Here is a 20,101-nt window from a genome sequence, read left to right as displayed (position 1 = left end):
TGTTCAGAGGTTTCGTTATGTCAATGGATGTCCCTGACGAGCGGCTCGAGCGCCGCATCGCCGACCTGGCCGCCCACGACCCGCAGTTCGCCGCCGCCCGTCCCAGCGAGGCCATCGCCGCGGCGATCGAGCAACCCGGGCTGGCTTTGGCGCAAGTCGTCCAGACCGTGCTCAATGGCTACGCGGATCGGCCCGCCCTCGGGCAGCGCGCCGTGGAGTTCGTCAAAGACCCCGACACCGGGCGCACCTCGGCGGAGCTGCTGCCGGAGTTCGAGACCATCACCCACCGCGAGCTGGGCGACCGCCTCGGCGCGCTGGCCAGCGCATGGGCCAACGGGGTGGTGTCCCCCGGTGACCGCGTCTGCGTGCTGGGCTTCACCAGCGTCGACTACGCCACCATCGACGTGGCGCTGGGGCAGCTCAATGCGGTGTCGGTCCCCCTGCAGACCAGCGCCGCGACCGCGCAACTGCGGCCCATCGTCGCGGAGACCGAGCCGGTCGTGATTGCGACGAGCATCGACTACGTGTCCGAGGCCGTCGAACTGATCGAGAGCGGCCACCTCCCCGCGCGGCTGGTGGTGTTCGACTACTACCCGCAGGTCGACGACCACCGCGAGGCGTTCGGGGCGGCCCGCGTCCGGTTGGCGCGCAGCCCGGTTGTGGTGGAGACGCTGGCGGACGTGCTGGAGCACGGGAAGACACTGCCGGCCGCGTCGGTCGCAGTGCCCGCCGACGCGTTGGCACTGTTGGTCTACACCTCCGGCAGCACGGGCGCACCCAAGGGCGCGATGTACCCGCAGCGCAATGTCGCCAAGATGTGGCGGCGGCGAAGCAGGAACTGGTTCGGCCCGAGCGCCGCCTCGATCACGCTCAACTTCATGCCGATGAGCCACATCATGGGTCGCGGCATCCTGTACGGCACCCTCGGCAACGGCGGTACCGCTTACTTCGGTGCCAAGAGCGATCTGTCCACGTTCCTGGAGGACCTCGCGCTGGTGCGGCCCACCGAATTGAACTTCGTGCCGCGGATTTGGGAGATGCTGTTCGGCGAGTTCCAGCGCGAAGTGGACCGCGGGGTCGACGCAGCGGAGGTCATCGCCAAGCAGCGGCAGCACCTGCTGGGCGGGCGATTCATCTTCGCGATGACCGGCTCGGCGCCCATCTCCCCTGAACTCAAGTCCTGGGTCGAGTCCCTGCTGGAGATGCACGTTTTGGACGGCTACGGCTCCACCGAGGCCGGGATGGTCTTGTACGACGGCGAGGTGCAACGTCCGCCGGTGCTCGACTACAAGCTGGTCGATGTCCCGGATCTGGGCTATTTCCACACCGACCAGCCGTATTCGCGCGGTGAGCTGCTACTCAAGACCGAGAACATGTTCCCCGGTTACTACAGGCGCCCGGAGGTCACGGCAGACGTCTTCGACGCCGACGGCTACTACCGCACCGGCGACGTCGTCGCGGAGGTCGGCCCGGACCGGCTGGTCTATGTCGACCGGCGCAACAACGTGCTCAAGCTCGCGCAGGGCGAGTTCGTCACCGTCGCGAAGCTGGAGGCGGTGTTCGGCAACAGTCCGCTGGTGCGACAGATCTACCTCTATGGCAACAGCGCGCACCCCTACCTGGTGGCGGTCGTCGTGCCGACCGAGGGCGCGTCGAAGACGGCGATCGCCGAGTCACTGCAGACCGTTGCCAAGGAGGCCGGCCTGCAGTCCTACGAGGTCCCGCGCGACTTCCTCATCGAGACAACACCTTTCACGCTGGAGAACGGACTGCTCACCGGTATCCGTAAGCTGGCGTGGCCGAAGCTCAAGCAGCACTACGGCGAACGACTGGAACAGCTCTACGCCGACCTGGCCGAGGGCCAGGCCAACGAGCTGAGCGAGCTGCGCCGCAGTGGCGCCACTCAACCGGTGCTGCAGACCATCAGCCGCGCCGCGGCCGCGCTGCTGGGCACAGCGACCACCGACCTGACGCCCGACGCGCAGTTCACCGACCTGGGTGGAGACTCGTTGTCGGCGTTGACATTCGGCAACCTGCTGCGCGAGATCTTTGACGTCGAGGTGCCGGTGGGTGTGATCGTCAGCCCGGCGTCGGATCTGCAGTCCATCGCCGGCTACATCGACACCGAGCGGAAAGGCTCGAAGCGGCCCACGTTCGCCTCGGTGCACGGCCGGGACGCGGTCGAGGTGCACGCCGCCGACCTCACCCTGGACAAGTTCCTCGACGCCGCGACGTTGGCCGCCGCTGCGAACCTGCCCGGCCCGAGCCCAGAGGTGCGGACCGTGCTGCTAACCGGCGCAACCGGTTTCCTGGGCCGCTATTTGGCTCTGCAGTGGCTGGAGCGGCTGTCGCTGGTCGGCGGCAAGCTGATCTGCCTGGTGCGCGCCAAGTCCGATGCGGAGGCGCGGGCCCGGTTGGATGCCACCTTTGACAGCGGTGACGACAAGCTGCTGGCCCGCTACACCGAATTGGCCGCGAAGCACCTGCAGGTGATCGCCGGCGACAAGGGCGAGGCCAACCTGGGCCTGGATCAGCAGGCTTGGCAACGGCTGGCCGACACCGTCGACGTGATCGTCGACCCGGCGGCGCTGGTTAACCACGTGCTGCCGTACAACGAGTTGTTCGGGCCCAACGCGTTGGGCACCGCCGAGCTGATCCGCATTGCGCTGACGACGAAGCTAAAGCCGTACACCTATGTGTCGACGATCGGTGTGGGCGATCAAATCGCGCCCGGGAAGTTCGTCGAGGACGCCGACATTCGGGTGATCAGCCCCACCCGGGCGATCAACGACGGCTACGCCAACGGTTACGGCAACAGCAAGTGGGCCGGCGAGGTGCTGCTGGCCGAGGCCAATGCCCTGTGTGGCCTGCCGGTCGCGGTGTTCCGCTGCGACATGATCCTGGCCGACACGAGCTATGCGGGCCAGCTCAACCTGCCGGACATGTTCACCCGGCTGATGCTGAGCCTGGTCGCCACCGGTATTGCGCCCGGCTCGTTCTATCAGCTCGACGCCGAGGACAACCGGCAACGTGCGCACTACGACGGTCTGCCGGTGGAGTTCGTCGCTGAGGCAATCGCCACGCTGGGCGCTCGCGTCGACGGCGGGTTCGACACCTATCACGTGATGAACCCCTACGACGACGGCATCGGGCTCGACGAGTACGTCGACTGGCTGATCGACGCCGGGCACGCGATCCAGCGGATCGCCGACTACCCCGATTGGCTGCAGCGGTTCGAGACGAGCCTGCGGACTCTGCCGGACCGGCAGCGTCAGTACTCACTACTGCCGCTGTTGCACAACTATCAGAAGCCGGAGACTCCGCTGCGCGGCTCGATGGCGCCGACCGACCGGTTCCGCGCCGCGGTGCAGGAAGCGAAAATCGGCCCGGACAAAGATATTCCGCACATCTCGGCACCGATCATCGTCAAGTACGTCACCGATCTGCAACTGCTCGGCTTACTCTGACGAGCACGCGTTTGTCGTGCGGGTCAAGATGTGCTGGCGCGCCGGCGACGGAAGAAGCTGCTCTTGCGGTCTTGCGGCTCCTGTGCCGGGAACTGGTCGGCTCGGACCTGGGTGACCGCATCCGACGACACCTCGGCGGCCGGAGCCATTGAGTACTCGGGCGAGTAATCCGACGCCGGCTCTACATCAGCGGCCGACACCTCGGATGCGGGAGCCGGCGCAACTTCGACGTCACGGGCCATCCGCACCGCCAGCCGCGCAAGAACCGCGCCACTCAGGAAGACGATCAATGCGCCCAGCCCGGAAAAATAGGTGATCTCCATCAGCGCCCGCTTGGCATCGGTCGATGCCACCGGATCGCCGATGTGCCCGATCTGCAAGGTCGAGGCCAGCGCGCGGCCCACGACGAACCAGGCGCCGGCGAACGCGGCCAACCAGCCACCGAACATCGCGGTGGCGCGATTCCCCGACCCCACCAGCAGCAGGCCACCGACCACGGTGGTGACACCGGGGAATACCTCGAGCCAGCCGCGCGCCGACGTCCACGCCCACTCGTGGTCGGGCGGGTAGGCCCACTGGAAATACGGCCCGATGAACGGGGCCAATGCACCCCACACACCGAGGGCGATCAACAGCAATCCACTGACCGCGCCGCGGGTGCGGGGCATATGCAGGCTGCTCGGACCAGTCCGCGAGACATTCATTGAGAAACTCCTCAAACCGTTGGACACCGATAGTGTCAAGCGCGTGCTGAGTACCCGCATCGTCGGCGGGGTAACCGCTGCTGAGCCGCGGAGGCGATCCTCCTAGTCGAACAGGCCCGCCTGGCCCAACCCACCGGCCCCGGCCGGCGGCACCATGCCCAGATGCGTCCAGGCCGCTGCGGTGGCCACGCGCCCACGCGGGGTGCGCGCGATCATGCCGGCACGCACCAAAAACGGCTCGCACACCTCCTCGACGGTGGTGGCCTCCTCACCGACCGCCACGGCCAGCGTCGACACCCCCACCGGGCCGCCGCCGAAGCTGCGGGTCAGCGCCGACAGCACGGCCCGGTCGAGCCGGTCCAGGCCCAGCTCGTCGACGTCGTAGACCTCCAGCGCCGACTTGGCGACATCGCGGGTGATCACCCCGTCGGCGCGCACCTCGGCAAAGTCGCGGACCCGGCGCAGTAGCCGGTTGGCGATGCGCGGGGTGCCGCGTGAACGACGGGCGATCTCCGCGCCGGCTTCACCGCCCAACCCGATGCCCAATATTCCCGCGGAGCGGGCCAGCACCCGCTCCAGTTCGGCGGGCTCGTAGAAATCCATGCGCGCGGTAAAACCGAACCGGTCGCGCAGCGGACCGGTCAGCGCGCCCGACCGGGTGGTCGCGCCGACCAGGGTGAACGGCGCCACCTCCAACGGAATCGAGGTCGCCCCCGGGCCTTTGCCGACGATGACGTCGACCCGGAAGTCCTCCATCGCCAGGTAGAGCATCTCCTCGGCGGGCCGGGCGATGCGGTGGATCTCGTCGATGAACAACACGTCGTGCTCGACGAGGTTGGATAGCATCGCCGCCAGATCGCCGGCGCGTTCCAGTGCGGGACCAGACGTCACCCGCAGTGCCGATCCCAGTTCGGCGGCGATGATCATCGCCAGCGACGTCTTTCCCAACCCGGGCGGACCGGACAGCAGGATGTGATCCGGTGTGCCACCACGGTTTTTGGCACCCTCGATGACCAGCTGCAGCTGTTCCCGCACGCGCGGCTGGCCGATGAACTCCCCCAGCGTTCGCGGCCGCAGGTTGGCGTCGACATCCCCCTCACCGACGGTCAAGGCCGGCGAGACGTCACGCTCGTCGGGCTCGGTCATGTGTTCTTCCCCAGCAGCGACAGTGCGGCGCGCAACGCGCTCGACGTGGTTGCCTCGGGTTCGTTGACGAGCACCTGGCCAGTCGCGTCTTCCGCCTGCTTGGCCGCAAAGCCAAGGCCGACAAGGGCTTCCACAACGGGTGTCCGCACCGCATGACCGTTCACGGTTGCCGCTGCCGTGCTTGCGCCCACCGGCCCGATCTTGTCCCGCAGTTCCAGCACCATCCGCTCGGCACCACGCTTACCGATCCCCGGCACCCGGGTCAGCGCGGTGACGTCGCCGTCGGCAAGGACCCGGCGAAGCGCGGGCGCGCCGTAGACCGCGAGGGTGGCCAGCGCGATCTTGGGCCCGACGCCGGAGACCCCCAGCAGTGTCAGGAACAAGTCGCGGGCGTCCGGATCGGGAAATCCGTACAGCGTCATCGAATCCTCACGCACGATCATCGCGGTGATCAGCCGGGCCTCGCCGCCGCGGCGCAGCGTCGCCAGCGTGGACGGAGTGGCCATCAGCTTGTACCCCACACCGGCGGCCTCGATGACGACGTGATCCAGTGCCACCTCGAGCACCTCCCCGCGAACCGAGGCGATCACGTCGCGGCCTTCACTTTCGCGGCGAACTTCCTGCGCTGCTCGGCAGCCCTGGCCTCGGCGGCGGCCATCCGCGCGATCATCGGCGCGCGCCAACAGTGGCAGATCGCCAGTGCCAGTGCGTCGGCGGCGTCGGCCGGAGTCGGCTTTGCTTGCAGCCCAAGGATTCTGGTGACCATCGCGGTGACCTGCGCCTTGGGCGCGGCGCCGTTGCCGGTGACCGCGGCCTTTACCTCCGACGGCGTGTGAAAGTGCACGTCGATCGCCCGTTTGGCGGCTGCCAGCGCGATCACCCCGCCGGCCTGCGCGGTGCCCATCACCGTCGACACGTTCTGCTGGGAGAACACCCGCTCGATGGCGACGACGTCGGGAAGGTGGGTGTCCAGCCAGTGCTCGACGGCGTCGCTGATCGTCAGCAACCTTGCCGGCAGCGGCGCCCCGGCCGGGGTGCGCACCACGTCGACGTCCAGCGCGATGATCTGCCGTCCGCGTCCGCTCTCGATTACGGACAGCCCGCAGCGGGTCAGTCCCGGGTCGACGCCCATCACGCGCACGTCAAGCTCCTCGATGCCGAACGGTTGTTCGATACCCTAGCGGGCCGGACCGACACCGGCGGGTAGGACACGCCCGGGACGGCGAACCCTCTTTTACGCCTCGTCGAGCGCGGTAAGCACCTCGTCGGAGAGGTCGACATTAGTCCACACGTTCTGCACGTCGTCGCTGTCCTCCAACGCGTCGACCAGCCTGAACACCTTTTGGGCACCGTCGAGGTCGACCGGCACGCTGACCGACGGCGCGAAACTCGCCTCCGCGGAATCGTAGTCGATCCCGGCTTGCTGCAGCGCGGTCCGCACTGCGACGAGATCACCTGGTTCCGAGGTGATTTCGAAGCTGTCGCCCAGGTCGTTGACGTCCTCGGCACCGGCGTCGAGTACGGCCATCAGCACGTCGTCCTCGGTCAGGCCGTTCTTTTCCAGGGTGACCACGCCCTTGCGGGAGAACAGATAGGACACCGATCCCGGATCGGCCATGGTGCCGCCGTTACGGGTCATGGCCACCCGCACTTCACTGGCGGCCCGGTTGCGGTTGTCGGTCAGGCACTCGATCAACACCGCTACTCCATTGGGTGCGTAGCCCTCATAGGTGATGGTTTGCCACTCGGCGCCGCCGGCTTCCTCGCCGGCGCCGCGTTTGCGGGCCCGTTCGATGTTCTCGTTGGGTACCGAACTCTTCTTCGCCTTTTGGATTGCGTCGTACAGGGTCGGGTTGCCGGCCGGGTCACCCCCGCCGACGCGGGCCGCGACCTCGATGTTCTTGATCAGCCGGGCGAACATCTTGCCGCGGCGGGCGTCGACGACGGCCTTCTTGTGCTTCGTGGTGGCCCACTTGGAGTGGCCGCTCATCGGTTACTACCTCTTCTGTTGCTTCGAAAGTTCGCCAGACGAGTCTACGTGGACGGCCGCTATTGGTTGTCCGCCGCCCGCGTGACGTGGCCCTCGCCGGGTGGGAAGAATCCCGGTACCCACCGCTCGATCAGCGTGGCGTACGCCACATGGGCGTCAAGCTGCACGGCGACTCCGAGCAGACCGCCGAGGGTGCGGAGCAACATCACATATCCGGGTGGCACGGTCAGCTGCCGGGCAACCTTGAACCGGTCGGCGAATCCTTCCTCGAAGGGATCGGTGGTGGCCAATGCCGATTTCTGGAACCACTTACGGGTGAAATGAAACTCGCCGGCCCGCAGTGGGTCGATATAAGCCCAGAGCGGTCCGATATACCCCACCACTTGATCGGCAGTCAGATCGTAGTTTTGCGGCATGAACCCGAGCTTCTTCAGCAGCCGGATCACTTCGTCCCACTGTTCGTCGCGTGCCCAGCACAGGAGTTCACCGAAGTCGGCCGGCACACCGCCGGGATGCTCGGAGACGGCGCCGAAATCGATAACTCCCAGGCGACCGTCCGCCAGCACCATGAAATTGCCCGGATGGGGGTCGGCATGCACCAGTCCGACACGTGCGAGTGAGCTCACAGCAAATTCAACCAGCAAGGCGCACACGGAATTTCGCTCATCTTGGGTACCGTCGGCGATGATCGTGGAAAGACGCCGACCCTCCATCCATTCCGAGATGATGACCTTTGGCGCGCTGGCGACCACCGCCGGGACAGAGAACTTCTGGTCGCCCGCAAAGGCTTTCGCGAAGGCACGCTGATAGGCGGCTTCCTGGCGGTAGTCCAGCTCTGCTTCGATACGCTCGCTGACCTCAGAAACGATTCGGTCCACCTCTGCCCGTGGCACAATCCGCTTGGTGAGCCAGGAAACCCGTTGTATCAACTTGAGATCCGCACGCAGCGCCTCATCGGCACCGGGGTATTGCACCTTCACGGCGACTTTGCGCCCGTCTTTCCACGTGGCTTTGTGAACCTGTCCGATACTCGCCGAGGCGACCGGGGTGTCGTCGAAGGACTCGAAGCGTTCGCGCCATTTGGTGCCGAGCTGGGCGTCGAGTACCCGGTGCACCTTTGCGGCCGGCAGTGGTGGTGCCTCGGTTTGCAGCCTGACCAACGCCTCGCGAAACGGATCGGCGAATTGCGGAGGTATCGCGGCCTCCATCACCGACAGCGCCTGACCGACCTTCATGGCGCCACCCTTGAGCTCGCCGAGCACCTGGAAGAGCTCGTCTGCGGCTTTCTCCAGAAGTTCCGCGTTGACCTCTTCCCTAGACTTGCCGGTCATCCGCTTACCCACGCCCAGTGCGGCACGCCCGGCCACCCCTGCCGGAAGGCTCGCCAGCTTTGCGACGCGTCCCAATCCTCCCCGCACGATGTCCGCCATGAGCACATCATGCCTGGTGAACCCGCGGGCTTAGGCCCGTCCGGTGACGATGTCGACGAACAACCGGTGAATACGCCGGTCGTGCGTCATCTCCGGGTGAAACGCCGTGGCGAGCAGCGGACCCTGGCGTACCGCGACGATATGCCCCGCGGCGTGGGCCAGCAAACGGACGTCGGCGCCGGCCCGCTCCACCCACGGCGCGCGGATGAACACCGCGTGCACCGGATCGTCGAGGCCGGCGAATGCGATATCGCCTTCGAACGAGTCGACCTGTCGTCCGAACGCGTTGCGCCGCACCGCCATATCGATGCCGCCCAACGGAACCGCCTCCCGGCCGCCCTCGCCGGCGTCCAGGATCTCGCTGGCCAGCAAAATCATCCCGGCACACGCCCCGTAGGCCGGGAGCCCGTCGGCCAGCCGCTTCCGCAACGGCTCCAACAGGTCAAGATCGTGCAGTAGGTGACTCATCGTGGTCGACTCCCCACCGGGAATGACCAGCGCATCCACTGCGTCCAGTTCGGCACGCCGGCGCACCGGCACCGGATCGGCGCCACTGTCCCGCAACGCCGCCAGGTGTTCCCGGGTGTCCCCCTGCAACGCCAGGACGCCGACCCGCGGCGGGGTCACGAGTTCGCCGGGCGAAAGTCGCGCTTGTAGCGGGTCAGGCCTTCCTGCATCACCGCGGCGACCATCTCGCCGCGCCGGTTGAAGATCTTGCCCTGGGTCAGCGACCGCCCGTTGCATGCCGACGGCGACGACTGGTCGTAGAGCAGCCATTCGTCGGCCCTGAACGGCCGCATGAACCACATCACGTGGTCCAGCGACGCAACCTGCAGGTGCTCGCGCTCCGCCAGGTGGATCACCTGCGCCGAGCCGAGCAGGGTGAGATCGCTCATGTAGGCCAGCGCGCAGATGTGCAGCACCGAGTCGTCGGGCAGCGGATCGCGGTGACGGAACCACACCTGCTGCTGGGAGGCCAATCCGGGCAAGCGTTCCAGCTTCTCCTGCGGCACGATGCGCACGTCCCACTCGTCGAACTGATGAAACCCCGCGTCGTTGAACACTTTCATCGACTTCAGCCCCGGCAGGTCGTCCGGTGGCGGCGCCGATGGCATCGCGTCCTGGTGCTCGATGCCGCTCTGATCGACCTGAAACGACGCCGACATGCTGAAAATAGTCTCGCCGTGCTGGATCGCGTTGACTCGCCGGGTGCAGAATGAGCCGCCGTCGCGGATGCGTTCGACGAGAAAGATGGTGGGCGCCTTTCCATCCCCGGGCCGCAGGAAATATCCGTGCAGCGAGTGCACCAGGAAACCCGGGTCGACCGTGCGCACCGCCGACACCAGCGACTGCCCGGCGACATGCCCGCCGAACGTGCGCTGCCAGGCGGCCGAGTCGGCGGAAAAGACGCTGCCCCGGTAGATGTTGACCTCGAGTTGCTCGAGATCGAGGATCTTCTCGATTGCCACGCTATGACCGTCTGCTCTTCGCGCAAGCGCTCATCGCCGTTGTCACCAACCGCGTTGGGCCAGGCGGTGCGGCTGCGCGATCTCCTCGACGTTGATGCCCACCATCGGCTCGCCCAGCCCGCGCGACACCCGGGCCAGCACGTCGGGGTCGTCGTAGAAGGTGGTGGCCTTCACGATCGCGGCCGCGCGGCCGGCGGGATCCCCCGACTTGAAGATGCCCGAGCCGACGAAAACGCCCTCGGCACCGAGTTGCATCATCATCGCGGCATCGGCCGGAGTGGCGATACCGCCGGCGGTGAACAGCGTCACCGGCAGCTTGCCGGCCCGCGCCACCTCAACGACCAGTTCGTAGGGGGCGGCGAGTTCCTTTGCCGCAACGTATAATTCGTCGTCGGACAGCGATGTCAGCCGGCGGATCTCGCCGCCGATGGCCCGCATGTGGGTGGTGGCGTTGGACACGTCGCCGGTGCCGGCCTCACCCTTGGAGCGGATCATCGCCGCGCCCTCGACGATGCGTCGCAGCGCCTCACCGAGATTGGTTGCACCGCACACGAACGGCACGGTGAACTTCCATTTGTCGATGTGGTGGGTGTAGTCGGCCGGGGTGAGCACCTCGGACTCGTCGATGTAGTCCACGCCCAGGCTCTGTAGGATCTGCGCTTCGACGAAGTGCCCGATACGTGCCTTGGCCATCACCGGGATGGTGACAGCGGAGATGATGCCCTCGATCATGTCCGGGTCGCTCATCCGCGAAACCCCGCCCTGGGCGCGGATGTCGGCGGGTACCCGTTCCAGCGCCATCACCGCGACGGCGCCGGCCCCCTCGGCGATGCGGGCCTGCTCCGGTGTGACGACGTCCATGATGACGCCGCCCTTGAGCATCTCGGCCATCCCGCGCTTGACCCGTGCGGTTCCCGTTTGCCCGGTGCCGTTCGACGAAGCGGCGGTATCCACTGCAGACTCTCCTTCACCTGGTACCGCTCAAGTCTAGTGGTGGGCACCCCATCCCTCGCGAGCAGACGCAGAAAGTTAGCGGATGGCCTGTAGCTGGCGGGGTGCGCGGGTCTGAGCCAGCGTGACAGCGTCGGCCAGCAACTCGGACAGCTGCAGCGGATAAACCGTCTCGCCGGCGGCCACCAAGACGGCGATGTCGTCGGCGTCACACCAACGGTGGCAGTGAATGTAGCGGCGCTCGAGTTCGCTTCGCCCGGCGATGGACGGCTCGAACCGATAGGTGCGGTAGACGAAGAAGAACTCCTCGCTGTCGAGCGTCGAACCGTTGAAATCGAAGACGGCGTCACGCCGCCAGACCGGCCCGATCATGTCGACGGGGTTGACCTGCAGGCCGGTTTCTTCGCCCAGCTCGCGGGCGGCGGCCTCGGCCAGGCCCTCATTGTCGCGAACCTGGCCGCCGACGGTAAACCACCAGCGCGGCGCGGTACCGCCGGTGACCGCCGGGTCCGATCCGCACAACAACAGCACCGCGCCGGTCTCGTCGAGCAGCACCACCCGCGCCGACGTCCGTTTCTTCGACACATGACCGGTGTGGGCGCGCTCGGCGATCTCAAAATAGGTTGGCAGCGGCGCGTGTCCGCCCAGTCGAAGCAGCCGCACCAACGACCGCTCGCGCAGCCCCAGGGTGTCGCGCACGGCATCGTTGTGGAAACGACGGGCCAACAGCACCCGCGCTTCGGCGTCGGCCAGCTCAGCGACCAGCGCCGACGGCAGCGACCCCGGGTCGACCATCGCCAGCGCCACCGACAACTCGTTTTCGCACCGCTCGCGATCGCTCCGGCGCGCGCGTTCGGCGGCGTCGGCCAACGCCGCCAGCCGCTTGCCTTGCGCCGCGCCGTGGAACGCGTCCACCGCAACCGCGCGAGCCACCACGGCCTGGCGCGCCAGCGCGCCGTCGAGCGCCTGCCAGGACAGGTCGTAGCGCACGTGCAGCCGGTCGAGCCGGTTGGCGACCTGATACATCCGGGTGCCGAACACCACCAGCACCGCGGCCAGCACGATCAAGACCAGGACCAGCCAGGCCATCAGCTGGCCACCTGAACCTTGACGCCGGTGCCGGCAACCGTCTCGTAGACCCGCATGATCTGATTGGCCACCACCGACCAGTCGTATCGCCGCACCGCCTCCGCGCCGGTGGCGATGTAGCGCTCCCGCAAGACGTCGTTCTCCAGCACCGCGACCAGCGCCGCACCCAATGCCGCGCCATCGCCCACCGGAACGAGCCGACCGGCCTCGCCGTCACGCAGAACCCGCCGGAACGCATCCAGGTCGCTGGCCACCACCGGCGTGCCGGCCGCCATCGCCTCCACCAGCACGATGCCGAAACTCTCCCCGCCGGTGTTGGGTGCGCAGTAGACGTCGGCGCTGCGCAGGGCCGACGCTTTGCCGGCGTCGTCAATCTGGCCCAGGAAGCGCAGATGCACTGCTAAATCGCCTGCGTTGCTGCGTAATTCGTCTTCGTCACCCCGGCCGACGATCAGCAGCTGCACATCGGGAAAGCGCTGCACCAACCTCGGCAGCGCGTCGAGCAATACCGCCATCCCCTTGCGGGGTTCGTCGTAGCGGCCCAGGAACAACACGGTTCTGCCCGGCCGCGGGTACCCGTCCAGCCGCGGCGCGGACGCGAACGCGGCTACGTCGATGCCGTTGGGAATCTCCACCGCGTCGGATCCCAGCGCCTCCATCTGCCAGCGCCGCGCCAGGTCGGACACCGCGATCCGGCCGACGATCTTCTCGTGCCAGGGCCGCAGCACACCCTGGAAGACCGACAGGGTCAGCGATTTGGTCGTCGAGGTGTGAAACGTCGCCACGATCGGCCCCTCGGCCACCCGCAGGGCCCACATGGACAGGCTGGGCGCGTTCGGTTCGTGCAAATGCAGCACATCAAAGTCACCCTGCATGAGCCACCTTCTGACCCTGCGGTGCACCGCCGGAGAAAACTGCAACCGGGCCACCGAGCCGTTGTAGGGAATCGGGACGGCCCTGCCGGCGGAGACCACGTAATCCGGCAGCTTGACGTGCGGTGACGACGGCGCCAGCACGCTGACGGTATGCCCACGGGCGCGCATCACCTCCGCGAGCTGCAGCACATGCGACTGCACCCCGCCCGGCACGTCGAACGAGTACGGACACACCATGCCGATGCGCATCAGGCCTCCCGCAATCTGGCCCGTCGCTCGTCGGACAGATCGGCCAGCCATTGCGGCTGCAGCATATGCCAGTCAGCGGGGTGCGCGGCGATATGGCGGGCGAACAGATCGGCCAGCGCCTGAGTGATGACGCCAACGTCGCCGCCGGCGCAGTCCAGCGCCGGGTAGATGTCGGATCGCCACCCGTCACCCTCGTTCCAGCAATGCGCCGGCAGCAGCGCCGCGCCGGTCTCGATGGCCAGCTTGGCCGGCCCGGCCGGCATCCGGGTCGGTTCGCCGAAGAAATCCACCTGGACCCCGGTGCGGGTGAGGTCACGCTCGGCCATCAGACAGACAATCCGGTTGTCGGCCAGTCTTTCGGCCAGCAGCTCGTAGGGCGGCCGCTCGCCGCCGGACAGCGGAAGCACCTCGAAGCCCAGGCCCTCCCGGTAGGCGACGAACCGCCGGTAGAGCGACTCGGGCTTGAGCCGCTCGACGACGGTGGTCACGCCGCCGTAGGCCTGCACCACCCACACCCCGGCCATATCCCAGTTGCCGCTGTGCGGCAACGCCACCATGGCGCCTCGGCCCGCCGCCAGCGCCGCGTCCAGATGTTCTTTGCCCTGCACCGACTCGTGCAGTTGGCGGCCCAGCTTTGCGTGGTTCATTGTCGGCAAGCGGAACGCCTCTCGCCAATAACGCGCGTAGGAAGCCAGCGAGGCCCGCATCAGGGCACCGGGGACGTCGGCCGGTGCCACGCCGATGACGCGGGCCAGGTTCTTCCGCAATTGATCCGGCCCGCCATTGCGGGCCGCGTAAAGCACGCCGGCGTCAAAAACGTTGCGGGCGGCGAACTCCGGCATCGCCCGCACCGTCATCCAGCCGGCCGCATACCCCCAGTCGGCCAGGCTTGCCCCAGGCATTTTCAGGCCCCCCGAGACCCGGATCACGGCTCGTCCGTCTCCGGCTGCTGACGGGTCAGCGGCTCCGCCGCCCCCGGCGAGTGGCGCACGGTGTGCAATCGCTGGGCGCAGGTGATCATGCTGGCCAGCGCCAGCAGCCACATCGCCACGTGCAGCGCCCATGGCAGCGGGAACACCGGCAGGTCGGACAGTCCCGCGCCCACCAGCACGATGATCAACCGTTCCGCGCGTTCGATGAAGCCGCCGTCACCGCGCAATCCGCTCGCCTCGGCGCGGGCCTTGATATAGGAGATCACCTGCGAGGTGACCAGGCAGATGAAGGTCGCCACCACCAGCGACGGGCTGCGCAGACCGAACGCCGCCCACCACGCCAGCCCGCAGAAGACCGCGCCGTCACTGATCCGGTCGCAGGTGGCGTCCAGCACCGCGCCGAATCTGCTGCCGCCACCACTCTCCCGGGCCATCGCCCCGTCGACCAAGTCGAACATCACGAAAAACCAGATCACCAACGCGCCGACGAACAGCCGACCGGTCGGGAACAGTGTCAGCGCGGCCAGCACCGCGGCTGCGGTGGCGATGATCGTGACGGCGTCGGCGGTGAAGCCGGCCCGCAGGAATGCCCGCGCCAGCGGTGTGGTGACTCGTGCGACGCCCTCACGGGACAGTAATTTGCTCATGGCTGCTTCGCCCACTCGGTGGCCAGCAGCCGACGGGTGTCACGCAGCAACTGCGGGATCACCTTGGAGTCGCCGACGATCGTGATGAAGTTGGCGTCACCGCCCCACCGCGGCACGACGTGCACGTGCAGGTGTTCGGCCAGCGATCCGCCCGCCGATATCCCCAGGTTCAGCCCGACATTGAAGCCGTGCGGACGGGACACGGCCTTGATGACGCGAATCGCCTTCTGCGTGAACGCCATCAGCTCGGCGCTCTCCTTGTCGGTCAGATCCTCGAGTTCGGAGATCCGACGGTACGGCACCACCATCAGATGCCCCGGGTTGTACGGGTAGAGGTTGAGCACGGCATACACCAGTTCGCCGCGGGCCACCACCAGCCCGTCCTCGTCGGGCAGTTGCGGAATCTCGGTGAACAGCTGCGCCGGATCGGAGTTCTCCCGCTTCAGCGGCGCCTCGGCCAGATAGCTCATCCGATACGGTGTCCACAACCGCTGCAGATGATCGGATTCGCCGACGCCCCGGTCAATGATGAAGTCCTCGTCAGCCACGACCGCCCGCCTTCACCAGATCGGCGGTGGGCGCGGTGTTTTCGCGATCGGCGATCCATTTCACGATCGCGGCGACAGCGTCGTCGCGGGGCACCCCGTTGATCTGGCTGCGATCGCCGAACCGGAAACTGACCGCCTCTGCGGCGACGTCACGGTCGCCGGCCAACAGCATGAACGGCACCTTCTGGGTGGTGTGGTTGACGATCTTCTTGGCCATCCGATCGTCGCTGGCGTCCACCTCGACCCGCACCCCGTGCGACCGCAGTTGTGCCGCGACGTCGTTCAGGTAGGCAATGTGGTCGTCGGCAACCGGGATACCGACCACTTGCACCGGCGCCAACCACGCCGGGAACGCGCCGGCGTAGTGCTCGGTGAGGATGCCGAAGAACCGCTCGACCGACCCGAACAGCGCGCGGTGGATCATCACCGGCCGCTGCCGGGTTCCGTCGCCGGCGGTGTACTCCAGCTCGAACCGCTCCGGAAAGTTGAAGTCCACCTGGATGGTCGACATCTGCCAGCTGCGGCCCAGCGCGTCACGGGCCTGTACGGAGATCTTGGGCCCGTAGAACGCCGCACCGCCCGGGTCGGGCACCAACTGCAGACCGGATTCGGCCGCCACCCCGGCCAGCGCGTTGGTGGCTTCCGCCCACATCGCATCGGAGCCGACGAACTTGTCCGGGTCCTTGGTGGACAGCTCCAGATGGAAGTCGTCCAGCCCGTAGTCGCCGAGCAGCTCGAGCACGAAGCGCAGCAGCGATGCCAGCTCGTCATGCAGCTGCTGGCGGGTGCAGAAGATGTGCGCGTCGTCCATGGTGAACCCGCGCGCCCGGGTCAGGCCGTGCACCACACCGGATTTCTCGTAGCGGTAGACTGTGCCGAACTCGAAGAGCCGCAACGGAAGTTCGCGATAAGACCGACCGCGAGCCCGGTAGATCAGGGTGTGCATCGGGCAGTTCATCGGCTTCAGGTGGTAGTCCTGACCCGGCTTGCGCACCGTCCCGTCGTCGTCATATTCGGCGTCGAGGTGCATCGGCGGGTACATGCCGTCGGCGTACCAGTCCAGGTGCCCGGAAGTATGGAACAGGTCCGCCTTGGTGATGTGCGGCGTGTTGACGAACTCGTAGCCGGCCTCGATGTGCTTGCGCCGCGAGTACTCTTCCATCTCCCGGCGTATGATGCCGCCCTTAGGATGGAAAACCGGTAAGCCGGAACCGATCTCGTCGGGAAAGCTGAACAGGTCCAGCTCGATGCCCAGCTTGCGGTGGTCGCGGCGTTGGGCTTCCTCGATCAGCGTCAGGTGACGCTCCAGGGCCTCCTGGGACTCCCAGGCAGTGCCGTAGATGCGTTGCAGGCTGGCGTTGTTCTGGTCGCCGCGCCAGTAGGCGGCCGAGCTGCGGGTGAGCTTGAACGCCGGAATGTGGCGGGTGGTCGGTATGTGCGGTCCACGGCACAAGTCGCCCCAAACGCGATCTCGGGTACGGGGATTGAGGTTGTCGTAGGCGGTGAGCTCGTCGCCGCCGACCTCCATCACCGCCGGGTCGCCGGATTTGTCGTCGACGAGTTCGAGCTTGTAGGGCTCGTCGGACAGTTCGGCGCGGGCCTGCTCCTTGGATTCGTAGACCCGCCGGGAGAACAGCTGCCCGTCCTTGACGATCCGGCGCATCCGCTTTTCCAGCGCCTCCAGATCTTCCGGGGTGAACGGCGCCGGCACGTCGAAGTCGTAGTAGAAGCCGTCGCTGATCGGCGGCCCGATCCCCAGCTTGGCGTCCGGGAACAGGTCCTGGACGGCCTGGGCCAGCACGTGGGCGCACGAGTGCCGGATCACGCTGCGGCCGTCATCGGTGTCGGCCGCCACCGGGATCACCTCGGCGTCGACGGCGGGCATCCAGCTCAAGTCGCGCAGTTTGCCGTCGGCGTCGCGCACCACCACGACCGCGTCGGGCACGCCGCGGCCGGGCAGCCCCGCGCCGGCCATCGCGGCGGCCGCGCTGGTCCCGGCAGGCACCCGAATCGGGGCTGCGGCGGGCTGTGCGGGGGCGGTCATTGCGGCGTTCTCCAAGGTTCGGGGGGGTCGACGACCATGCTATCGGGACCTACCGGAGCCGAGCAGGGCCGTCGAGCACTCGCCGCTCGGGCAGAATAGGGCCGTGGGGGTTCAGACGGCTCTGGCATTGCTGCTCGCCGCCGTCGGCGTCGTCGTGGTGGTGAGCTGGATCGGCGAGCGCGCGGGACTGCCCAGCGCGGCGCTTCTCACTCTTGTCGGCATTGGCTATGGGCTGCTGCCGGGGCCGAACATCAGCCTCGATCCCGATATTGTGATGACCTGCATATTGCCGCCGCTGCTGTACAACGCGGCGCTGGAATCGTCGCTTGTCGGGATACGCCACAATCTGCGCACGGTCATCAGCCTGTCGGTGGTTCTCGTTCTGGTGACCGCGTCGTTGGTCGGTGTGGCGTTCAGCCTGCTCGTCGGCGGCGCAACGCTCGCGGTGGGCATGGCGCTGGGTGCCGCGGTGGCGCCTCCGGATCCGGTGGCCGCGCTCGCCGTCGCACGCAAGGTCGGTCTACCGCTCAACATCGTCACCCTCATCGAGGGCGAAGGGCTGCTCAACGACGCGACCGCGCTCACCACCTTCTCGGTCGCCATCGCCGTCGCCCGGGGCGGCGGATTCTCGGTGCCGTCGGCAGTCGGGACGTTCGTCCTGGCGGCGGTGGGCGGTCTGGTGGTGGGCGTGGTGCTGGCGTACTGCCGACGTTTCTTCCGGCGCTGGACCCGCGACGTGCTGACGGCCAACGCGATTTCGCTCGCCACACCGTTTTTGACCTATCTGGTGGCCGAGAAGGTCCACGCCTCGGGTGTTTTGGCCGTCGTGGTCTGTGGGCTGATCGTCGGCCACGACTCGCCACGATCGGAATCGGGAGCGAGCCGGCTACAGACACGCGCCGTCTGGCGACTGGTCAACTTCCTGCTCGAAGGTCTCGTGTTCCTGCTGATCGGTCAGCAGCTGCCGACCATTCTCCACGGGCTCGGCGGCTACCAACTGTCGACGATCGTCGTGGCGATCACGGTCACCGTCGCGGTGGTGCTGTTGGTGCGGCCAGTGTGGTTGTTGCTCACCCAGTCGCTTCCGCGGCCGCTGCATACCCGGCTCGGAAACGTCTCCGGCGACGACACCTATAGGGACCGCAACTCGGAGCTACTAAGTGGCCCTGAAGTTTTCGTGCTGAGCTGGGCCGGCACCCGCGGCGTGGTGAGCCTCGCCGCGATTTTCGCGGTGCCGTTCGTCACAGACAGCGGCGCGCCGTTTCCCAACCGGAGTCTGTTGCTGTTCTGCACCTTCGTGGTCGTGCTGGTGACGCTGATCGGACAGGGAGTCACGTTCGCTCCACTGGTACGTGCCCTGGGCCTGCACGCCAATGCCGTCGACGAAGTGCGTCTGCGAAATCAGGCTCGCCGGGCCGCGGTCCAGGCTGCACTCGACAGACTCGACGAGCTGGACAAACAGGACTCCGACGACGTTGATCCGCGGGCAATCGAAGGGGTGCGCGAGCAGTTGTCGGACCGGCTCGAGCGATATCAACGTCGACTGGATCTGCTGGAGTCATGGGATTCCGATGAGATACCCGCCTCCCCCGGCTACGAGGCTGCCGTCGGAATACGCCGGACGGCCATCGAGGCCGAGCGCGACGAACTCCTGCGCTGGCGTGACGCCGGCATGCTGCCCGACCAGAGTCTTCGTGTACTCGAACGCGAGCTCGACCACGAAGAGGGCGCGCTGCCGATCGCCACGCCGCGGTCACGGTGGCGTAGTCCCTGAGGAGCGGCTGACGAAAAGCCTTACCGTTGGCCGGGTTTGAGCAGCACGAACAGCGCCTCGGCGTCGGTCAGCACCTCCTCGCCGTCGCACAGTCGGCCCTCGACGAAGATCTTGCGACCGTCGACTCGGCTTACCCCGGCGTCGACCTGCAGCTCCTTCTCGATCGGCACGGTCTGGCGATAGTTCAGGTGTAGGTACGCGGTGCGCTGATAGGGTCCGCCGCCGAGCACCGCCGACGTCAACCCCAGCACCGAATCGAACAGGTGCGCAATCTCGCCGCCGTGTACGGCGCCGTTGCGCCCCAGATGAAACCGGCGGAATCGGGCCCGGCCACGGATCCGGCCGTCGTCAGTTTTCGCCATCTTCATCGGCACGGTCAGGATGTTGCCGCGCATCGGCAGGTCCATCCGGCGGCCCGACGGTGACTGCCATTCGTCGGTATCGAACGGGCTGAGCAGGCCGGACACCTTCTCCAGCAGGCCGGCGGCCTCGCCGATCACCTCGTCGGGCGCGTCGACCGCGCGGGCGTGGTCCTGCAGCGTCCGCACCGCGTCGATGAACCTGCCGTAGTCGGAGCCGCCCTTGGTGGTCGGCTCGGGCGGATTGAATCCGCCGCCCGGGTGTTTGGCATTCACTCTGCGCTCACGGCGCGACTCACTCCTTGGATTCAAGCGGTCGCTGCAACAAAGGCGGACGGGTCTGAGAGTAGTCGGTTGAGTTCTTCGGCGGGGGTGCGCCAGCCGAAGCGCTTGCGGGGACGCGCGTTGAGTTCGGCCGCGACGTTGT

The 20,101-nt window shown here is 67.2% G+C and carries 18 protein-coding genes; 2 read left to right on the top strand and 16 right to left on the bottom strand.

The features are described from left to right. The first annotated feature begins 17 nt into the window (after positions 1 to 17). Complete coding sequence (car, locus tag ACRDTL_RS19295; RefSeq protein ID WP_431508302.1) at positions 18 to 3,467, top strand: carboxylic acid reductase; 3,450 nt, start codon at positions 18 to 20, stop codon at positions 3,465 to 3,467. 23 nt (positions 3,468 to 3,490) lie between these two features. Here car and ACRDTL_RS19290 read toward each other — a convergent pair whose 3' ends face one another. The 15 genes from ACRDTL_RS19290 to thrS all read right to left on the bottom strand — a co-directional run bounded on the left by ACRDTL_RS19290 (position 3,491) and on the right by thrS (position 17,541). After that, positions 3,491 to 4,135 (bottom strand): hypothetical protein, encoded by a 645-nt coding sequence (locus ACRDTL_RS19290; RefSeq protein ID WP_431508301.1) that lies wholly within the window; start codon positions 4,133 to 4,135, stop codon positions 3,491 to 3,493. A 138-nt stretch (positions 4,136 to 4,273) separates the two neighbouring features. After that, a complete protein-coding gene (gene ruvB / locus ACRDTL_RS19285; protein ID WP_431508300.1) occupies positions 4,274 to 5,317 on the bottom strand; it encodes a Holliday junction branch migration DNA helicase RuvB in 1,044 nt (347 codons plus the stop codon). Continuing rightward, a complete protein-coding gene (gene ruvA / locus ACRDTL_RS19280) occupies positions 5,314 to 5,907 on the bottom strand; it encodes a Holliday junction branch migration protein RuvA (RefSeq protein ID WP_431508299.1) in 594 nt (197 codons plus the stop codon). Before ruvA ends, ruvB begins: the two co-directional genes overlap by 4 nt. Continuing rightward, a complete protein-coding gene (gene ruvC / locus ACRDTL_RS19275; RefSeq protein ID WP_431508298.1) occupies positions 5,904 to 6,458 on the bottom strand; it encodes a crossover junction endodeoxyribonuclease RuvC in 555 nt (184 codons plus the stop codon). The genes ruvA and ruvC overlap by 4 nt, the downstream gene beginning before the upstream one ends. A 93-nt stretch (positions 6,459 to 6,551) precedes the next feature. After that, a complete protein-coding gene (locus tag ACRDTL_RS19270) occupies positions 6,552 to 7,307 on the bottom strand; it encodes a YebC/PmpR family DNA-binding transcriptional regulator (RefSeq protein ID WP_431508297.1) in 756 nt (251 codons plus the stop codon). A gap of 59 nt (positions 7,308 to 7,366) precedes the next feature. Continuing rightward, complete coding sequence (locus tag ACRDTL_RS19265) at positions 7,367 to 8,737, bottom strand: ABC1 kinase family protein (RefSeq protein ID WP_431508296.1); 1,371 nt, start codon at positions 8,735 to 8,737, stop codon at positions 7,367 to 7,369. Positions 8,738 to 8,767: 30 nt separating this feature from the next. Continuing rightward, positions 8,768 to 9,364, bottom strand: a complete 597-nt coding sequence (gene pdxT, locus ACRDTL_RS19260) for a pyridoxal 5'-phosphate synthase glutaminase subunit PdxT (RefSeq protein WP_431508295.1) — start codon at positions 9,362 to 9,364, stop codon at positions 8,768 to 8,770. Then, positions 9,361 to 10,206: an acyl-CoA thioesterase II gene (gene tesB / locus ACRDTL_RS19255; RefSeq protein ID WP_431508294.1), complete on the bottom strand. Its 846-nt coding sequence runs from the start codon at positions 10,204 to 10,206 to the stop codon at positions 9,361 to 9,363. The genes pdxT and tesB overlap by 4 nt, the downstream gene beginning before the upstream one ends. A 42-nt stretch (positions 10,207 to 10,248) precedes the next feature. Continuing rightward, positions 10,249 to 11,160, bottom strand: coding sequence for a pyridoxal 5'-phosphate synthase lyase subunit PdxS (pdxS, locus tag ACRDTL_RS19250; RefSeq protein ID WP_431508293.1), 912 nt, complete (start codon positions 11,158 to 11,160; stop codon positions 10,249 to 10,251). A 75-nt stretch (positions 11,161 to 11,235) separates the two neighbouring features. After that, positions 11,236 to 12,246 (bottom strand): NUDIX hydrolase, encoded by a 1,011-nt coding sequence (locus tag ACRDTL_RS19245; RefSeq protein ID WP_431508292.1) that lies wholly within the window; start codon positions 12,244 to 12,246, stop codon positions 11,236 to 11,238. Next, positions 12,246 to 13,370 (bottom strand): glycosyltransferase family 4 protein, encoded by a 1,125-nt coding sequence (locus ACRDTL_RS19240; RefSeq protein ID WP_431508291.1) that lies wholly within the window; start codon positions 13,368 to 13,370, stop codon positions 12,246 to 12,248. Before ACRDTL_RS19240 ends, ACRDTL_RS19245 begins: the two co-directional genes overlap by 1 nt. After that, positions 13,370 to 14,272, bottom strand: a complete 903-nt coding sequence (locus ACRDTL_RS19235; RefSeq protein WP_431508290.1) for a phosphatidylinositol mannoside acyltransferase — start codon at positions 14,270 to 14,272, stop codon at positions 13,370 to 13,372. Before ACRDTL_RS19235 ends, ACRDTL_RS19240 begins: the two co-directional genes overlap by 1 nt. A 23-nt stretch (positions 14,273 to 14,295) precedes the next feature. After that, positions 14,296 to 14,949 (bottom strand): phosphatidylinositol phosphate synthase, encoded by a 654-nt coding sequence (gene pgsA, locus ACRDTL_RS19230; protein ID WP_431508289.1) that lies wholly within the window; start codon positions 14,947 to 14,949, stop codon positions 14,296 to 14,298. Continuing rightward, positions 14,946 to 15,497: an HIT family protein gene (locus ACRDTL_RS19225; protein WP_431508288.1), complete on the bottom strand. Its 552-nt coding sequence runs from the start codon at positions 15,495 to 15,497 to the stop codon at positions 14,946 to 14,948. Before ACRDTL_RS19225 ends, pgsA begins: the two co-directional genes overlap by 4 nt. After that, positions 15,490 to 17,541: a threonine--tRNA ligase gene (gene thrS, locus ACRDTL_RS19220; RefSeq protein ID WP_431508287.1), complete on the bottom strand. Its 2,052-nt coding sequence runs from the start codon at positions 17,539 to 17,541 to the stop codon at positions 15,490 to 15,492. The genes ACRDTL_RS19225 and thrS overlap by 8 nt, the downstream gene beginning before the upstream one ends. 103 nt (positions 17,542 to 17,644) lie before the next feature. On the opposite strand from thrS, the gene ACRDTL_RS19215 reads away from it, so the two are divergent. Then, a complete protein-coding gene (locus tag ACRDTL_RS19215) occupies positions 17,645 to 19,315 on the top strand; it encodes a Na+/H+ antiporter (protein WP_431508286.1) in 1,671 nt (556 codons plus the stop codon). Positions 19,316 to 19,335: 20 nt separating this feature from the next. Here the strand turns inward: ACRDTL_RS19215 and ACRDTL_RS19210 are convergent, their stop codons facing one another. After that, the gene (locus tag ACRDTL_RS19210) at positions 19,336 to 19,950 is read right to left on the bottom strand and encodes a PaaI family thioesterase (protein ID WP_431508285.1); all 615 of its coding nucleotides are present in this window, start codon (positions 19,948 to 19,950) and stop codon (positions 19,336 to 19,338) included. Positions 19,951 to 20,101 lie beyond the last annotated feature (151 nt).

The sequence above is a fragment of the Mycobacterium sp. genome, assembly GCF_050700595.1.
Lineage (GTDB): Bacteria > Actinomycetota > Actinomycetes > Mycobacteriales > Mycobacteriaceae > Mycobacterium.
The sequence above is the reverse complement of the archived record's forward strand: the minus strand, read 5'-3'. Positions and strand labels throughout refer to the sequence as shown.